This is a genomic window from Microcoleus harperi Pol14_C6 (assembly GCF_036701295.1).
Taxonomy (GTDB): Bacteria; Cyanobacteriota; Cyanobacteriia; order Cyanobacteriales; family Microcoleaceae; genus Microcoleus.
In genome coordinates, this window is sequence record NZ_JAUBQN010000006.1 from 62,368 (window position 1) to 79,442 (window position 17,075).

The window sequence follows — 17,075 nt, forward strand, 5'->3', positions numbered from 1 at the left end:
TTGGGAATTAAAACATTCTTCCTTCTTCCTTCTTCCTCCTTCCTTCTTCCTTAAACTTTCGCTTCCAAAGACTTGAGAAACTCAGTATTTACCCCCGACTCTCGCGTCAGGGCAATTTTCCCAGTACGAGCAATTTCCTTAATCCCAAATCTATTCAGAACCTGGACGATCGCGACCATTTTACCGGGATCTCCGACAACTTCCAATGTCAGCGTATCATCACCAATATCCACAACTCGCGCTCTAAAAATTTGAGCTAACTCAATGATCTCCGATCGCGTCCCGCTAGCAGCATTAACTTTCAGCAACATCAACTCCCGTTCCACACAGGGAATTTCCGTTATATCCTGAACTTTAAGCACGTTAATCAACTTGTACAGTTGCTTTGTCAACTGCTCGATAACTTGGTCATCTCCGGGTACAACCATCGTAATCCGAGACACTCCCCCTTGCTCAGCCGGGCCAACGGCCAGACTTTCAATATTAAAACCCCGACGGGCAAACAAACCAGCAATTCGAGTGAGGACACCCGCTTCATCTTCAACTAAAACCGAAAGAGTGTGTTTCATTTCTCCAAAAAGACGCATTTCGTGCAATTCTACTTTCGCTAATTCGCCTTTTAGCAGAAGTGCACGCCCATTGAACCTGCATTAGATATTTTATCGCGAGTTATTGGCCGTTCATCTGCGGGAAAAAACAATATATTAAGGTGTTGGGGCGCCTAGTCACGTCCGATCGACAATATCACTCATAGATCGGCGTAAATCCGCCCCCACCCGCTTATTTTTGTCGATCGCACCCACACGATCTAAGTTTTTTTTGTGTACGAACCTACACAATTTCTCGCTAGAATAAAAACTTTTCAGGTCTTGTCGCTGACGGGGAATGAAATTTTGAGACCAATTAATCTCAAAATTCCTTCACAGAAAAACCCGGTGTTGCAGCGACGGCATCTGGCGGCGGACTTGTTCTAGTCTATCAGGATTAATTTCTGCAATCGCCACACCAGGTTCGTCACCTGCATCTGCCAAAACCACACCCCAAGGGTCTACAATCATCGCGTGACCGTGAGTTTGACGGCGACCGTAGTGGCGGCCAGTTTGTGCAGGGGCAATCATATAACAAGTATTCTCGATCGCCCTAGCTTGCAATAAAACCTTCCAGTGATCCTTGCCAGTGTAAGCAGTAAACGCCGCTGGCACGAACAAAATATCAGCCCCCTTGTACGACAAATGCCTGTAGACTTCCGGGAACCGCACGTCATAGCACACTGAAAGTCCCAGCGTCCCCAAATCCGGCGACACATAAACCGACGGCAAATCTTCACCAGCTTTCACAGTGTTCGATTCCCTGTAAGTAATGCCGTCGGGAACATCCACATCGAACAAATGTACTTTTCTGTACCTTGCCACTTCAGTGCCGTTTGGGTCTACCAGCAAACAAGTATTGTATACCTTCCCCCCTGGAGTCGGCACTGGAAATCCGCCGCCCAGAATCGTTACCTGGAACCGTTGGGCCATCGTTTTGAGGAATTTTTCGCTCAGGAGCCCGATCGCCTCTGCTGAAGCAATCTTTTCCTCTTCTTCTCCCATAAACGAGAAATTTTCTGGTAAGGAAACTAACTCGGCACCCCGACGTACTGCCAGGTCGATTAATTCCTCTGCCTGAACCAAATTTTTTTGCAGGTCAGGCAAGCTAGTCATTTGAATTGCTGCGGCGAGATAAGACTTCATCGATTCACAATATTAGTCATTAGTCATTAGTCATTAGTCATTAGTCAGTAATCATTAGTCATTAGTCATTGGTAACTAATTTGATAACTAAATAGTTGATATCCTTGGATTTTACCCAGTTATACGCTGTCTAGCACGAACTGGTAGGGTTTGAGAGTTTTGATATTTGAGCTTTAAATTAACCTGTAACTCATAATTCAAAAATCAAAACTCTCAACTTTTACCTCCTAGGTTTTGCAACCTAATTGGTCTCAAATCTTAAGGCATTGGATGGAAAAGCAGGTCTGGGAAAAAGCGGTTAAATTCAATTAAAGCCGCAGCTTGAATAGATATCCAAAGGATAGCCAATACTGGTGCTGTCGAAAGAAACTTGACAAAGTATTGCATGAATTCTGCTCCTGAAAATTCGAGACAGTTGGTAATTGCCGATCGGTCTATGGCTAATTGCTAATTTCCAGTTAATGAATTAACTGTTAGCTATTAGCTCTTCTCCATTTCCCAATTTTAGCGGGGGGAAACAGTAATTTCGTCGTCCTTCGCAAACATTTCACCGCTGGTGATTGATGTGAGAGCTGCCAGAGGCCATAAAACGCCGCTCAGCATACATTTGATTGCCAAAGGAACGTCGATAATAATCTCTTTTTCCTCTGGGGTTGCTGATTTTTTGGTAACTTGCAGATAAGAACGGCCCACCCAACCAATCCAACCTGCGATATACAAGAACAGTATGCTAGGAATCAAGAAGTCCCCTGCTTTGCTCAAGTTGCCGTCTACGATTAAGTGCGGGTATCCTTCCGGGCCGCACATAGCTTGGGAATAGCGATCGAATCTTGCTTTCGCAGATGCCGGGTCGCCATTGGTAGAACGTGCATTTTTAGCCAGTTCCTTGAATTCGGGAGAGTCCTTGCACGGCACTAAATTGTAAGCCGAAGCAACTGGAGCAAAACTGATCCAGACACTCAACACTAAAATTGCAGCAAACAATCGTCGCATGGAATTGTTTCCTTTTGTTACAAAACAATAAGTTTTTGTACAAGCATTTCAACTTGCCGATCTGGAATCCAGATTACCGTGTTTGTTGACAGTGTAAAGTATCCATCATTGATGCGGCAAATCCCAATAGAATGAGGGATTAGCATTTTCATAGGTCAATGCTGAGCTAGCAATACCGCGAGGATATTTCTTCCTTGCATCACATGATGACCTTACCTGTCGATCGGTCAAAAATCCCTTAACTATAACCTGAGTACAGGTAGAGGAGGGGACTTGCGCCGAATTAGTTAAGCTAGCAATAACTAACCTATCAAATAAAATTACCAGTTAATGGCAACCATTTTCGCAATCGAAACAAGTTGTGACGAAACAGCAGCAGCAATTGTTAAGAATCGTCAAGTTTGCAGCAATGTTGTAGCATCACAAATTAAAATCCACGAGCAGTTTGGCGGAGTAGTGCCGGAAGTGGCTTCGCGGAGTCACCTAGAAATGCTAAATCAGGTAATTGCCCAGTGTCTCGGTGAAGCAAACCTGAGTTGGTCAGAAATTGACGGCATTGCAGCGACTTGTGCCCCCGGTTTAGTAGGTGCATTGTTGGTCGGGCTGACAGCGGCAAAAAGCTTGGCAATAGTCCATCAAAAACCTTTTTTAGGCGTCCACCACCTCGAAGGGCACATCTACGCTTCTTACCTTACCGAACCAGACTTGCAGCCACCGTTTTTGTGTTTGTTAGTTTCGGGGGGACACACTAGCTTTATTTATGTCAAAGATTGCGGCGTTTATGAAACTGTAGGACACACGCGCGACGACGCCGCCGGCGAAGCTTTTGATAAAGTTGCGAGACTGTTGCAGCTAGGATATCCTGGCGGGCCGCTGATTGACAAATTGGCCGCCCTTGGCAATCCCCAAGCATACCCTCTACCAGAAGGCAGAATTTCATTGCCTGGTGGCGGCTACCATCCTTACGACAGCAGTTTTAGCGGCTTGAAAACCGCAGTTTTGCAATTAGTACAGAAACTCAAGAAACAAAATAACAATGTGGGTGCTGAAGGCATCTTGCCTGCCTCTACAATTAATGATATTGCGGCTAGCTTTCAGGAAACAGTAGCCAAGGGTTTAACAAAAAGAGCGATCGACTGTGCCGTAAATTTCGGGCTTACCACTATTGTAGTCGGTGGGGGAGTTGCAGCCAACAGCGGACTGCGAAAACACTTACAAGCAGCAGCAGCAAAACACAACTTGCGAGTATTGTTTCCGCCATTAAAATATTGTACAGACAACGCAGCAATGATCGGCTGTGCGGCAGCAGAACACTTGCAGCGAGGACACACATCGCCACTGACTTTGGGAGCAAATTCAAGAATGGCCCTCAGCGATATTATGGAACTGTACAAGAGTCATTAGTTAACAGTCAACAGTCATTAGTTAACAGTCAACAGTCATTAGTTAACAGTCAACAGTCATTAGTTAACAGTCAACAGTCAACAGTTAACAGTCAACCAAACGATGAAAATTCGCGACGCAGAAGAAAGCGATTTGCCAGCAATTGTCCAAATATATAACGCAGCAATACCGGGCAGAATGGCCACAGCAGATTTAAAGCCAGTCTCAGTCGAAAGCCGCCTCCCGTGGTACAGAGAACACTCGCCCAATTCCTGGCCGATTTTGGTAATGGAATCAGAACAAAATATTGTTGGCTGGCTGAGTTTTCAGCTTTTCTACGGACGCGCCGCCTATCAGCATACAGCAGAAGTTAGCATCTACGTCGCACCCGATCGCCAACGCTGCGGAATCGGACAAAATTTATTGCAATCGGCAATTGTGCGGTGTCCAGAATTGAAGCTTAAAACTCTCATAGGAATAATTTTTGCTCACAATCAACCGAGTGTAAGATTGTTTGAGAAATTTGGCTTTCAGCGGTGGGGATATATGCCACAAGTTGCCGAACTTGACGGCGTTGAAAGAGATGTCGTAATTCTGGGTTTGCGTTGTTTGTAGGAACTGATATCAATTCCGGTGCCACCGGAATTGATGCGATGTTTGCTCAATCTGGTAAAATTTTAATTTCATCCAAAGACGCGATCGCCACATCCGCATTTTCCAAATGACTAACCTGGGCTTTCCCCCAACAAATCCCGATACACCCAGCCGCGCCCGCATTTTTACCCATCTGAATATCGCCCGCTGAATCTCCCACCATCAAAGTTGCTGCGGGATTTACTCCGAGTTTCTCACAAGCTTCCAAAAACAATTTCGGATCTGGTTTGTGAACCGTTGAATCCACTCCCATTTCTAACTGAATGTAGTCACCTAATGCGTGGTGTTTCACAAATTTATGCACTACGTCCGTCGTAGCCGCCGAAAGAATTCCCAGTTTTAAACCCGCTTCCGAAAGATATTTCAGCACCTCCAAACTGCCGACAAATAAAGGAGAAACAGCACTATTTTTAAACATTTCGTCCGCTTCGTCAAAAGCGCGGCGCGCAATAGTTAAAGATTCCAGCCATCCCCTGCCGGTTTCGGCGATGTATCCCGCTGCAACAATCTCATTTTCCCTGCGACTACCGACTGCTAGCAAGCCCGTGGGGTCAATGCTGCCGCTTTCGATACCGAAAGCCATTTGTAAAGGCTCTCCAACCCCCGGAATTTGAGCGTCTGCGAGGCGCGATCGCTTAATCCCCAACAGTCTCAAAAATTCTTGAGAATCCTCTAGAGTGCCGTCTTTGTCAAAGATTACGGCTTCGATATTTGAGAAGGTAATGCCCCGACATTTAATATTTACCAAGAATCTGAACTCCGTAATTATTATATTTTTTTGTATAGTCTCATATTGTGGTATTTTTAGCAATTGTTTTTAGCGCAACCTTACTCTCTTGTCCCCCCCTTATTAAGGGGGGTTAGGGGGGAGCTGGCCTTAACTATTACGAGATGCCCGATCGCACTCTTGTCCCCCCCTTATTAAGGGGGGTTAGGGGGGAGCTGGCCCTAAGAATGACGATCGCACGCAGCCAACAACTCCTGACAAACTCCCTCAAAACACTGCAACACATCAACATTCGTAAACCTGACAACTTGCAGTCCATACCCCTCGAAAATCCCTGTTCTTTCCGCATCATATTGTTTCCCCTGTTCGGTAAAATGACTCTCGCCATCAACCTCAATTACCAATCTTAAAGCAGCACAATAAAAATCTACAATAAAATTGTCAATCGGCCGCTGTCTCAAAACTCGAAAAGGGAAATTTCTCAGAAAATCTTCCCAAAGTTTCTTTTCGGCTGGAGTTGGATTTTTCCGAAGTTCCTTGGCGATAGGGATCAGTTTTGGGTTGTAAGGTAGGTGGAAATTCGAGTCGTTTAATTTGGTCATCATCCTCCTAATCTCGGATCGATCCCCCCTTAAGAAGGGGGGACAATACTCTTCTCAAAGTCAACCCCTACTCCCCTTCTTAAGGGGGATGCGAGGGGGATCTCCGGGGGATAAGGAGTGTTATACCAATTTTTTATGAGACTGCACATATCTCGATCCCCCCTAGCCCCCCTTAATAAGGGGGGGACAAGATTCCGCTCAAAGTCCCCCTTCTTAAGGGGGATTTAGGGGGATCGAGATATGTGCAACTTCACGTTAAATTGGTATTAACGCCAGCGTATTTGGTCATCATCCTCCTAATCTCGGATCGATCCCCCCTAACCCCCCTTAAGAAGGGGGGGACAAGAGTTTAACTGCCTAATCTAATCTCAAATATCATAAATCTCAACTCCAAATCAATTAAGATCTTCCCGCTAAGTTGGCAACTATTAATGCTATTTGATCGGGCTGAACAGGTTTGGAAATATGTATTTGAAAACCCGCTTCGATCGCCCTTTCGCGTTCTTTATCGCTCGCATACGCAGTCAGCGCAACGGCTGGGATTTCTCCTCCGGCTTCTGCTGCAAGAGCTCGCACTTCTCGAATTAAGAAATACCCATCATCCTTTGGCATTCCGATATCCGAGATTAGCACGTCATATCTGCCGGGGTTTTCCTTCATAGCAACGATCGCACTTCTGGCAGAGCCCACCGTCGAAACCTCCGCCCCGTAGCTTTGGAACACAAATTCTAAGAGTTCCCGGGTATCGATCTGATCGTCTACAACTAAAACGTGCAAGCCTTCGAGAGAGGGGACGACATGATTTGAGGGGTTTAAAGGCCCTACCAAAACAGTTGACTTTAAATTGATTGCCGAAGTCAACTCTTGAGGCAACAATCGCAGCGGCAATCTCACAGTCAGTGTAGTTCCTTGTCCCTCACCCGGACTTTCAGCTTGCACCGTTCCTCCGTGCAATTCTACCAGATGGCGCACGATCGACAAACCCAATCCTAGCCCTTGATTCCGCTTAGTGCTGCTGGAATCGACTTGATGGAAACGATCGAAAATATACGGCAAAAAGTCGGGCCGAATGCCTTTTCCCGTGTCGCTGACTTGAAGTTGAGCCTGATTCTCGATCGCCGACAGCGTGACTTCTACTCGCCCCCCCGCAGGAGTAAACTTAATGGCATTAGACAGAAGATTCCACACAACTTGCTGCAAGCGAGCAGCATCACCTAAAACAGTCGCATCACTCAACTGCGAAACAATTTCAATGTTTTTTGCTGCGGCTGATAATTGAACCACATCGAGCGCAGCTTGCACCACCACAACCAGATCGATCCAATTGATATTAAGAGCCAGCTTCCCATTGGTAATCCTGGCAAAATCCAGGATATCTTCGATTAACTGAGATTGCGTCTGCGCGCTGCGCTCGATCACCTCTAGAGCGCGATCCGCTGCTGCTTCCTTAAGCACGCCGGTACGCAGGATGTTTGCCCACCCAAGGATCGGAGTCAGGGGATTGCGGAGTTCGTGGGAGAGATTCGCGAGAAATTCATCTTTAGCACGGTTAGCGGTTTCTGCTTGTTGGCGGGCCAACTGTTCCTGCTCCAATAACTGCGATCGCTCTGTCTCAAACTGCTTGCGCTCTGTGATATCCTCGATCGACAACAGGATCATTAAAGCTCGGTCTTCTCGTTGAAGTTTACAAGCATTGAGCAGCATAGTTTTCTGCCCTATCTGCTCAAAAACGTGTTCCAACTCAAAGTTTTGAAGCTCAACATCACTAACCAGAATATCTTCCAATATCGATCGCAATTCGGGGATATTCCACTGCCCGTTGCCTAGCTCAAACAGCGAACATTTTGTTGTTTCTGACTGTGAAACCTGAAACGTTTTATAGAACGCTCGATTTGCTTTATTCACTAGCAAATCAGCATCTAGCGCGACTAAAGGCGTTTGCACAGTTTCCACGATGGTTTCAGCGTAGCTTCGGGCCTCCTCCAAGGTTGTGGCACTGCGTTTAAGAGCATCAATATCGAGCAAAACTATTACCACACCGTCAATCCTGTTTTCCGCTGTGCGGTAAGGACGAATGCGGAGGTTGTACCAATATCCCGATAAAGTTTGAACTTCTTGTTCTTTCGTCTGGAGAGTACGAATCACCTCCAAAATCATCCCTGACAAATCAGGAACATCAAGAGCCGAGCGAATATCGTTAAAAGGCCGTCCAATATCTGTCGGAATCAGATTAAAAACTTCCTGAGCCGTTGGCGTAAATCGTCGAATCTGTAAATCGTTTGCCAGCATTAAGACTGGGATATTAATACTAGCAAGCAAATTTGTCAGATCGTTATTGAGCTGCTGCTGTTCAAAATTTCGATTGCGAAGTTCATCGTTAGTAGTGGTGAGTTCCTCGTTAGTGGCTTGAATCTCTTCTTGGGCAGTTTCTAGCTCCTCGTTGGTGCTTTGCAACTCCTCGTTGCTCGATAGGATTTCTTCGTTCGCAATTGTGAGGTCTTGGTTGAGAATTTCCTGCTCCAGGAGCAGCGCTTGCAAATGCGCTTGAGCCGCCATTTTTTCTTCGTTAGCGCTGGCAAGTGCCTGCCTCAGCAGTTTAATTTCAGGATCTAAATCACCTCGATCGGAGCTTTCAGAAGAGAGCGTGCCGAAGTTGAGTGCTCCGGGTAAAGCGTCTTCAAATAGCACCAAAAAATAGCGTGCGGCGGCGGGGTGTGACGGGAACGGTATCACCTCAATATTGACGATATTATATCGTCCGCCCGCTGCCACCGATACCCTTTCTTTCCTAACAGTAACGTTTTGCATTTGTGCCTGAGAAATCGCAGTCCGCAGCTCAACTATCAAGCCTTCTCTTGCCATAGTCAGCAAGTTTAAGTCGGGCGTTCCGGCTGCCACTCTCAAGTAAGGATCGATGTCTCCCCGCACTTGCATGATTTTCATCTGCTCGTTGACAACCACACTTGGTGGGGAATATCGATTCACAATCAGTTGGTCAGTTGCTCGCTGCAAGTCAAAGCTATTTATCAACTTTTCTTCATTCGCTCCCTGCTGTTGAGCAGCTTTAGCGACGGGATAGGAATTCCGCGTAAAGGCAAAAGAGGGGCGACTCGCAGTCAACTTTTTCGCATAAACTTTACACTTTTTATCCACTGAAGTAAACAAGTCTGAAAATTTTCCGGTACTCTCAGAAGTGCCTAACAGGAGAAAGCCCGTTGGGTTAAGACTGTAATGAAAAGTCGGCATCACTCTTTTTTGCAATGGCTCTGCCAAGTAGATCATTACATTGCGACAGCTAACTAAATCGACATTGGAAAAAGGCGGGTCGCTGCCTAAGTCTTGTCGGGCAAATACACACAGTTCGCGCACTGCCTTGCAGATTCTATAACCGTCTGCTTGTTGGGCGCGAACAAAGAAGCGAGTACGCCGTTCTGGTGAAACGTCTACCATCTGGTTTTCTAAGTAGAAACCAGACCTCGCTTTGGCGATCGCGTTTTCGCTAATGTCGGTGGCAAAAATCTGGATCGGCGGCTGGGTGATTCGATCGCTCAAAAACTCTAACAAGCACATGGCTATCGAATAAACTTCTTCACCTGTGGAACATCCCGCCACCCAAATCCGAATCGGATCGTTTGCCGATTTATTTTGGGTAATTGTGGGGAAAACCAGCTCTTTTAACTTTTCAAATACTTCGGGATCGCGGAAGAAACTGGTAACGTGGATCAGGATTTCTTCATATAAAGCTTTGACTTCAGCCAAATTTTCTCGGAGGTTTTGGGCGTAATCTTCCAAGCTTTCCAGCTTGTACAACACCATCCGCCGCTGGATGCGCCGAGCGATCGTCGTGGGTTTATAGTGTCTAAAATCTACGCCTGCGCTCGATTTTAGCAGCGCAAAAATAGTTGCCAGGGCATCTGCCTGTTGGGGGGATTCCTCAACTTTTTTCAGAGAAATCGTGGAAGAGAGAAGGGGACTGCGACTGTAGTTTGCCAGTTCCTCGGCAATTTTTTCCGGTGGCAGAATGAAATCGACATTCCCTGTGGCAACAGCGGTATTCGGCATACTATCGAATTTTGCCGTGTCTTCACATTGAGCAAAAGTCATGCCTCCGGCTGCTTTTATTGCCCTCAGCCCCTGTGAACCGTCTCCGTCTCCCCCGGATAATACTACGCCGATCGCTTTGTGTCCGCGATCGGTTGCCAATGACGTAAAAAACGCATCTCCCGGCATATATTTGCCATAAACCTTCTCGCGGGGTGATAGTTGCAGCACGCCTTTAGACAGCACCATCTTGGTGTTGGGCGCAATGACGTAGACTTGATTCTGCTCTACAGCCATGCCGTCTTCTGCCTCACTAACAGGCATTTCCGTGACTCTCGCGAGAATCTCGGCGAGCATACTCTTGTGATCGGGCGCTAAATGCTGAATCAGCACAAACGCCATACCCGTATCTGCAGGTAAATTGCTCAGTAACCCCCTGAATGCTTCCAACCCTCCTGCTGAGGCGGCAATCCCAACTATCGGAAAGGGGGCATCGTTTTTTGCTGATGGTTTCATGTCGATGGTAGCTGGCGCGATCTATTATCGTGTATTTTGTGGAAATAAGTTCATAAGATCCACTTAAACCGCACTTATTCGCAGCCAACCAATATCGTCAGCCTCGAAGAATGTCATGCGGACTATTGTAATTTCACCTTGAGTTACTCGCATGGTGCAACCGTCTTAAGGATTAGGCGCAGTGTGATAGCGATTATAGGATTTATGTAAAAATACGGAATAAATCTGTTTTTTTATATTTTTTTTGTCGGCGATTTTTTTTTGCAGAAAAAACAGGTTTCTACGTAATACCAATTTTTTATGATTCCCCATAGAATCCGATCCCCCCTAGCCCCCCTTAATAAGGGGGGGGACAAGATTTTAACTGCCTAATTTAATCTCAAACATCATAAATCTAAACTCCAAAAAAATTAATATCTTCCCGCTAAATTGGCAACTATTAATGCTATTTGATCTGGCTGGACAGGTTTGGATATATGCATTTGAAAACCGGCTTCGATCGCTCTAGAGCGTTCTCGATCGCTCGCATAAGCAGTTAGCGCAACGGCTGGGATTTCTCCTCCGGCTTCTGCTGCAAGAGCTCGCACTTCTCGAATTAAGAAATACCCATTATCCTCTGGCATTCCGATATCCGAGATTAGTACGTCATATCTGCCGGGGTTTTCCTTCATAGCAACGAGCGCACTTCTGGCAGATTCCACCGTCGAAACCTCCGCCCCGTAGCTTTCTAGCACAAATTCTAAGAGTTCCCGGGTATCGATCTGATCGTCTACAACTAAAACGTGCAAGCCTTCGAGAGACGGGACGGTATCATTTGAGGGGTTTAAAGACCCTACCAAAACAGTTGACTTTAAATTGATTGCCGAAGTCAACTCTTGAGGCAACAATCGCAACGGCAATCTCACAGTCAGTGTAGTTCCTTGTCCGTCACCGGGACTTTCGGCTTGCACCGTTCCTCCGTGCAATTCAACCAGGTGACGCACGATCGACAAACCCAATCCTAACCCTTGATTCCGCTTAGTGATGCTGGAATCGACTTGACGGAAACGATCGAAAATATACGGCAAAAAGTCGGGCCGAATGCCTTTTCCCGTGTCGCTGATTTGAAGTTGAGCCTGATTCTCGATCGCCGACAGCGTGACTTCTACTCGTCCCCCCGCAGGAGTAAACTTAATGGCATTAGACAGAAGATTCCACACAACTTGCTGCAAGCGAGCAGCATCACCTAAAACAGTCGCACCGCTCAACTGCGAAACAAGTTCAATATTTTTTGCCTCCGCTGATAATTCAACCCCGTCCAGCGCAGCTTGCACCACCAAAACCAGATCCATCAAACTGCTATTAAGAGCGAGCTTGCCGCTCGTAATCCTGGCAATATCCAGGATATCTTCGATTAACTGAGATTGCGTCCTAGCGCAGCGCTCGATCACTTTTAGAGCGCGATTAGCCGCTGCTTCCTTAAGCACGCCGGAGCGCAGGACTTGTGCCCATCCCAGGATCGGAGTCAGGGGGTTGCGGAGTTCGTGGGAGAGATTCGCGAGAAATTCATCTTTAGCACGGTTAGCACTTTCTGCTTGTTGGCGGGCCAACTGTTCCTGCTCCAATAACTGCCATCGTAGTATCTCCAACTGCTTGCGCTCGGTGATATCCTCGATCGACAACAGAATCATTAAAGCTTGGTCTTCTTGTTGAAGTTTACAAGCATTAAGCAGCATAGTTTTTTGCCCTATCTGGTCAAAAACGTGCTCCCACTCAAAGTTTTGAAGCTGAACATCGCTAACCAGAATATCTTCCAATATCCATCGTAATTGGGGGATATTCCACTGCCCGTTTCCTAGCTCAAACAGCGAATATTGCGCTATTTCTGAGGATGAAATCTGAAACGTTTTATAGAAGGCTCGATTTGCTTTATTCACTCGAAAATTAGCATCTAGCACCACTAAAGGCGTTTGCACAGTTTCCACGATCGCCTCAGCATAATTTCGTGCTGCCTCTAAGGTTTTGGTACTGCGTTTGAGCGCGTCAATATCAATCAAAACCATGACCACACCGTCAATCAGGTTTTCCGTTGTCCGGTAAGGACGAATGCGGAGGTTGTACCAATATCCCGATAAAGTTTGAACTTCTTGTTCTTTCGTCTGGAGAGTATCAATCACCTCCAAAATCATCTGTTCCAAGTCGGGAGCGTTCACGTTCAGAGTCGATCGGATGTCGCTAAAGGGTCGTCCCACATCTGTGGGAATCAGACTAAAAATTTGCGGTGCCGTTGGCGTAAAACGTCGAATCTGTAAATCGTTTGTCAGCATTAAGATAGGGATATTGATACTGGAAAGCAAATTTATCAGATCGTTATTGACCAGGCTTTGTTCAATATTTCGGCTGCGAAGTTCCTCGTTAGTGGTAGTGAGTTCCTCATTAGTGGCTTGAATCTCTTCTTTGGCAGTTTCTAATTCCTCATTGGTGCTTTGCAACTCCTCGTTGCTCGATAGGATTTCTTCGTTCGCAACTTTGAGGTCTTGGTTGAGACTTTCCTGAGCCTGGATAACCGCTTGCAGTTGGGCTTGAGCGGCATTTTTTTCTTGGTTAGCGACTGCAAGTTGCTGCCTCCGCAGCTCAATTTCGCGCACTAAATCAGCTTGCTCGAAGCTTTCAGAAGTGAGGGTACTCAAGTTAAGCAGCGGCGGTAAACCATCTTCAAATACCACCAAAAAGTAGCGTCCTTCGACTGCCTGTGGCCGGAAGGGGATCACCTCAAAATTGACGAGACTCGATCGTCCGCCCGATTCAAGCAATACCCCTTCTTTCCTAATGGTTACGTTCTGCGTTTGTGCCTGATAAATCGCGGTGCGAAGCTCAACCAGCAAGCCTGCCCTTGCCATATTCAGCAAGTTTAAGTCCGGCGTTCCGGCTGCCACTCTCAAGTAAGGATCGATGTCTCCCCGCACTTGCATGATTTTCATCTGCTCGTTGACAACCACACTTGGTGGGGAATAGCGATTCACAATCAGTTGGTCAGTTGCTCGCTGTAAGTCAAAGCTATTCATTAATTTTTCTTCATTCGCTCCCTGCTGTTGAGCAGCTTTAGCGACGGGATAAGAACTCGGCGTAAACGAAAAAGTGGGACAACTCGCAGTCAAATTTTTCGCATAAACTTTACACTTTTTATCCACTGAAGTAAACAAGTAGGAAAATTCTCCGGTACTCTCAGAAGTGCCTAACAGGAGAAAGCCCGTTGGGTTAAGACTGTAATGGAAAATCGGCATCACTTTTTTTTGTAATGACTCTCCCAAGTAGATCAGCACATTGCGACAGCTAACTAAATCGAGATTGGAAAAAGGCGGGTCGCTGCCTAAGTCTTGTCGGGCAAATATACAGAGTTCGCGGACTGCCTTGCTGATTCTATAGCTACCTTCCTCTTGGGCAATAAAGAAGCGAGTACGTCGCTCTGGTGAAACATCTACCATCTGGTTTTCTGAGTAGAGGCCAGACCTCGCTTTGCCGATCGCGTGTTCGCCAATGTCCGTGGCAAAAATCTGGATCGGTGGCTGGATAGCTCGATCGCCCAAAAACTCTAACAAGCAAATGGCGATCGAATAAACTTCTTCACCTGTGGAACATCCCGCCACCCAAATCCGAATCGGAGTTTCGGCCGATTTATTTTGGGTAATCGTGGGGAAAACCAGCTCTTTTAACTTTTCAAAGGCTTCGGGATCGCGGAAAAAACTGGTAACGTGGATCAAGATTTCTTCATATAAAGCTTTGACTTCAGCCGAATTTTGTCGGAGGTGTTGGGCGTAATCATCCAAGCTTTCGAGCTTGTACAACACCATCCGCCGCTGGATGCGTCGAGCGAGCGTAGTGGGTTTGTAGTGGCTGAAATCTACGCCGGTGGTCGATTTTAGCAGCGCAAAAATACTTGCCAAGGCCTCTCCCTCTTCGGGCGATTCCTCAACTTTTCTTAGGTGAAGCGAACCAGTGAGAAGGGGATTGCGACTATAGTTTGCCAATTCCTCGGCAATTTTTTCCGGTGGCAGAACGAAATCGACATTGCCTGTGGCAACAGCGGTAATCGGCATACTATCGAATTTTGCCGTGTCTTGACATTGAGCAAAAGTCATGCCTCCGGCTGCTTTGATGGCGTTGAGCCCGAGTGAACCGTCTCCGTCTCCCCCGGATAATACTACGGCGATTGCTTTGTGTCCGCGATCGACTGCCAATGAGGTAAAAAACGCATCTCCCGGCATATATTTACCATAAATCTTCTCGCGGGGCGATAGTTTCAGCGCGCCGTTAGATACCACCATCTTGGTGTTGGGCGGAATAACGTAGACTTGATTTGGCTCTACAGCTATGCCGTCTTTTACCTCATTAACAGGCATTTGCGTCGTTCTCGCGAGAATCTCGCTCAGCAGACTTTTGTGATCGGGGGCTAAATGCTGAATCAGCACAAACGCCATACCCGTATCTGCAGGTAAATTGCTCAGTAACTGCGTGAATGCTTCCAACCCTCCTGCTGAGGCGGCAATCCCAACTATGGGAAAGGGGGCATCGGTTTTTGCTGATTGTTCGATGTCGAGGGCGGGTGGTGCGATCGGTTCGGGTGTATTTTCTGGAGATAATTGAGGAGAAGTCATGATGTGAAGTCCTCGACTTCAGTTATTGAGCCGCCAACATATCTGGTAAGCGTGCGGCTGATTAATTCAGACTATTTTTATCAGAGCTTAGGTTGCCATTATAACGGCAGTCGCTTCAGGATGAGCTAAACTTTTGCAGCCATGCTCTGAGGGCGATCGAAGAACTCTATCTGCTGTCGGGACGATCGCAACGAGAGGCTGGCAATAACTAAGTAGTATATCTGCTTACCTGCTTAGCTTCTTTCGGCAACCAGTTTAGCAGAAAGTGCGATTACTGATTCCGTATTAATTCTAGCAGTATAGGTGACTTGTGCCCCTTGTATGCCCTTTAAATCTTCAACTCGTTTGTGAATTTCGGACACTCCAGCAGCTTTTAATGCTGTCAAAAATGCTTGGTCGCTGTAAACATCTTCGGAAAACGAAACTTCGTCACTTTTAGAAAGATTTTGAATCCTGGCAGCTTTGTTAACTGTGGAACCAAAATAGTCGATCGAATTATTAAGATTTACGAGCAAAGCCGTACCTCGATGAATACCAATTCTGACTTGAATCCACTCTGTTTGTTGCCGAGTTGAATTGTATTCTCTGAAACGGGCCACAGCACCGACGGCCGCCATAATTGCTTGTTCGTTGCTGATAAATGAAGCCATGACGGCATCGCCGATGGTTTTAATTATTTTACCGCCAAAATTCTCGATCGACTCAAAGAAAATTTCAAAATGGTCGCGCACAATATTGTAAGCTTTAGTATCTCCAAGTGTTTCGTACATTCTGGTAGAACCAGTAATATCAGTAAACATAATAGTAATCGCCCGAATCTTTACTCGCTCTCTTTCCGATATTACTTGATCGCCGAACAAACGCTTATAATCCGGGTGATGAAGCAGTTGCATTCCTGACAGCCGCAGGGGCAGTTGTTCTACTGTCAATTCATCGGGCAATTCATCTGAATGCAAAATCAACCCGGACAAATTGTGCTCGGTATTAGTTAGTTCAATCTTAACTTTTCCCGGACGCACGGCGAGCTCTTTTTTGTCAAAATCTGGCCCGGCTAACTGCTGGAGTTTAATTTCTTGTATTTCTTCTGTTTCTTCGCCTTCAACCTTTAAAATCCCTTTAGCTAAAGTCAGGGGACAGCAGTAACGATATCTACCTTCTTCTAAGGTGACAGTCTCGGATTCGGTGCAGTATAAAGGCGTTACCAGTTGCAGTTTGCTCTGGAGTACGGGAGGGGGAGCGCAGACGGGCCGCAGTTGCGGGTCTTCGATTTCTTTGTTTAGGGAAAAAGTAACTTCGACGCGATCGAGCAAATCAATTTTAAACTCGCGCTCGCACATCGGGCACAAAGACATTTCTGATGTGTCTGCCAAGTCCTTAAATTCTTCTGTAATCATGTTGCAGTGGGGACAGTGAATATCCCAGTGCAAGTCGAAGGCGCCGGATTTTACTCCGTGCAGAAATTCCGAAGTAATTCTTTTAATATTCTTGACTGTATCCCCTGCGACGTAGTAAGGGTTAATCCGCAATCTCTGCAAAATGTGGGAACCGATTAACCATTTTTCGATTTGGTCGATCGTTCCTTTGCTACAATTGGGACGTTTTTTTAGCTGTTCTAATTTTTCTTTTAATAGTTCGATGTTCATTATCGGCTTGCCTCAGAGCATCAGGGCAAGAAATTTATAAGCATTTTGTTGTATACTTTGCTTCTCTGCTTTGTTCTTGCCTCAGCATTTGGATGGTTTTCACCTGTGCGAATGTCCCTGATGTTTATAAATCTTAACAAATTAGCAGC

General features: G+C 46.3%; 11 protein-coding genes. 2 read left to right on the forward strand and 9 right to left on the reverse strand.

What is annotated here, in order from left to right:
• Positions 1-50: 50 nt before the first annotated feature.
• The 4 genes from ilvN to QUA27_RS06925 form a co-directional block, all read right to left on the reverse strand.
• A complete protein-coding gene (gene ilvN / locus QUA27_RS06910; protein WP_333054405.1) occupies positions 51-569 on the reverse strand; it encodes an acetolactate synthase small subunit in 519 nt (172 codons plus the stop codon).
• Positions 570-920: 351 nt separating this feature from the next.
• Positions 921-1,733 carry a carbon-nitrogen hydrolase family protein gene (locus QUA27_RS06915; RefSeq protein ID WP_333067141.1) on the reverse strand — a complete coding sequence of 271 codons (813 nt, stop codon included), beginning with the start codon at positions 1,731-1,733 and terminating at the stop codon, positions 921-923.
• A gap of 258 nt (positions 1,734-1,991) precedes the next feature.
• Positions 1,992-2,120, reverse strand: a complete 129-nt coding sequence (psaJ, locus tag QUA27_RS06920) for a photosystem I reaction center subunit IX (RefSeq protein ID WP_333037175.1) — start codon at positions 2,118-2,120, stop codon at positions 1,992-1,994.
• 117 nt (positions 2,121-2,237) lie between these two features.
• On the reverse strand, positions 2,238-2,726 hold the full coding sequence (locus tag QUA27_RS06925; protein ID WP_333037176.1) for a Photosystem I reaction center subunit III: 489 nt from the start codon (positions 2,724-2,726) through the stop codon (positions 2,238-2,240).
• 330 nt (positions 2,727-3,056) lie between these two features.
• Here QUA27_RS06925 and tsaD point away from each other — a divergent pair, with 330 nt between their 5' ends.
• The gene (tsaD, locus tag QUA27_RS06930) at positions 3,057-4,130 is read left to right on the forward strand and encodes a tRNA (adenosine(37)-N6)-threonylcarbamoyltransferase complex transferase subunit TsaD (RefSeq protein ID WP_333067142.1); all 1,074 of its coding nucleotides are present in this window, start codon (positions 3,057-3,059) and stop codon (positions 4,128-4,130) included.
• A 102-nt stretch (positions 4,131-4,232) separates the two neighbouring features.
• Entirely contained in the window at positions 4,233-4,724 is a 492-nt protein-coding gene (locus QUA27_RS06935) for a GNAT family N-acetyltransferase (protein WP_333067143.1), read from the forward strand.
• A 46-nt stretch (positions 4,725-4,770) separates the two neighbouring features.
• On the opposite strand, the gene QUA27_RS06940 is transcribed toward QUA27_RS06935, so the two are convergent.
• The 5 genes from QUA27_RS06940 to QUA27_RS06960 all read right to left on the reverse strand — a co-directional run bounded on the left by QUA27_RS06940 (position 4,771) and on the right by QUA27_RS06960 (position 16,926).
• Positions 4,771-5,511, reverse strand: coding sequence for an HAD family hydrolase (locus tag QUA27_RS06940; protein WP_333067144.1), 741 nt, complete (start codon positions 5,509-5,511; stop codon positions 4,771-4,773).
• A 200-nt stretch (positions 5,512-5,711) separates the two neighbouring features.
• Entirely contained in the window at positions 5,712-6,095 is a 384-nt protein-coding gene (locus QUA27_RS06945; RefSeq protein WP_333067145.1) for an endonuclease domain-containing protein, read from the reverse strand.
• Positions 6,096-6,491: 396 nt separating this feature from the next.
• Positions 6,492-10,649 (reverse strand): chemotaxis protein CheB, encoded by a 4,158-nt coding sequence (locus tag QUA27_RS06950; RefSeq protein ID WP_333067146.1) that lies wholly within the window; start codon positions 10,647-10,649, stop codon positions 6,492-6,494.
• A 410-nt stretch (positions 10,650-11,059) separates the two neighbouring features.
• A complete protein-coding gene (locus QUA27_RS06955; protein WP_333067147.1) occupies positions 11,060-15,283 on the reverse strand; it encodes a chemotaxis protein CheB in 4,224 nt (1,407 codons plus the stop codon).
• Positions 15,284-15,516: 233 nt separating this feature from the next.
• Positions 15,517-16,926: an adenylate/guanylate cyclase domain-containing protein gene (locus QUA27_RS06960; RefSeq protein WP_333067148.1), complete on the reverse strand. Its 1,410-nt coding sequence runs from the start codon at positions 16,924-16,926 to the stop codon at positions 15,517-15,519.
• Positions 16,927-17,075: the final 149 nt, after the last annotated feature.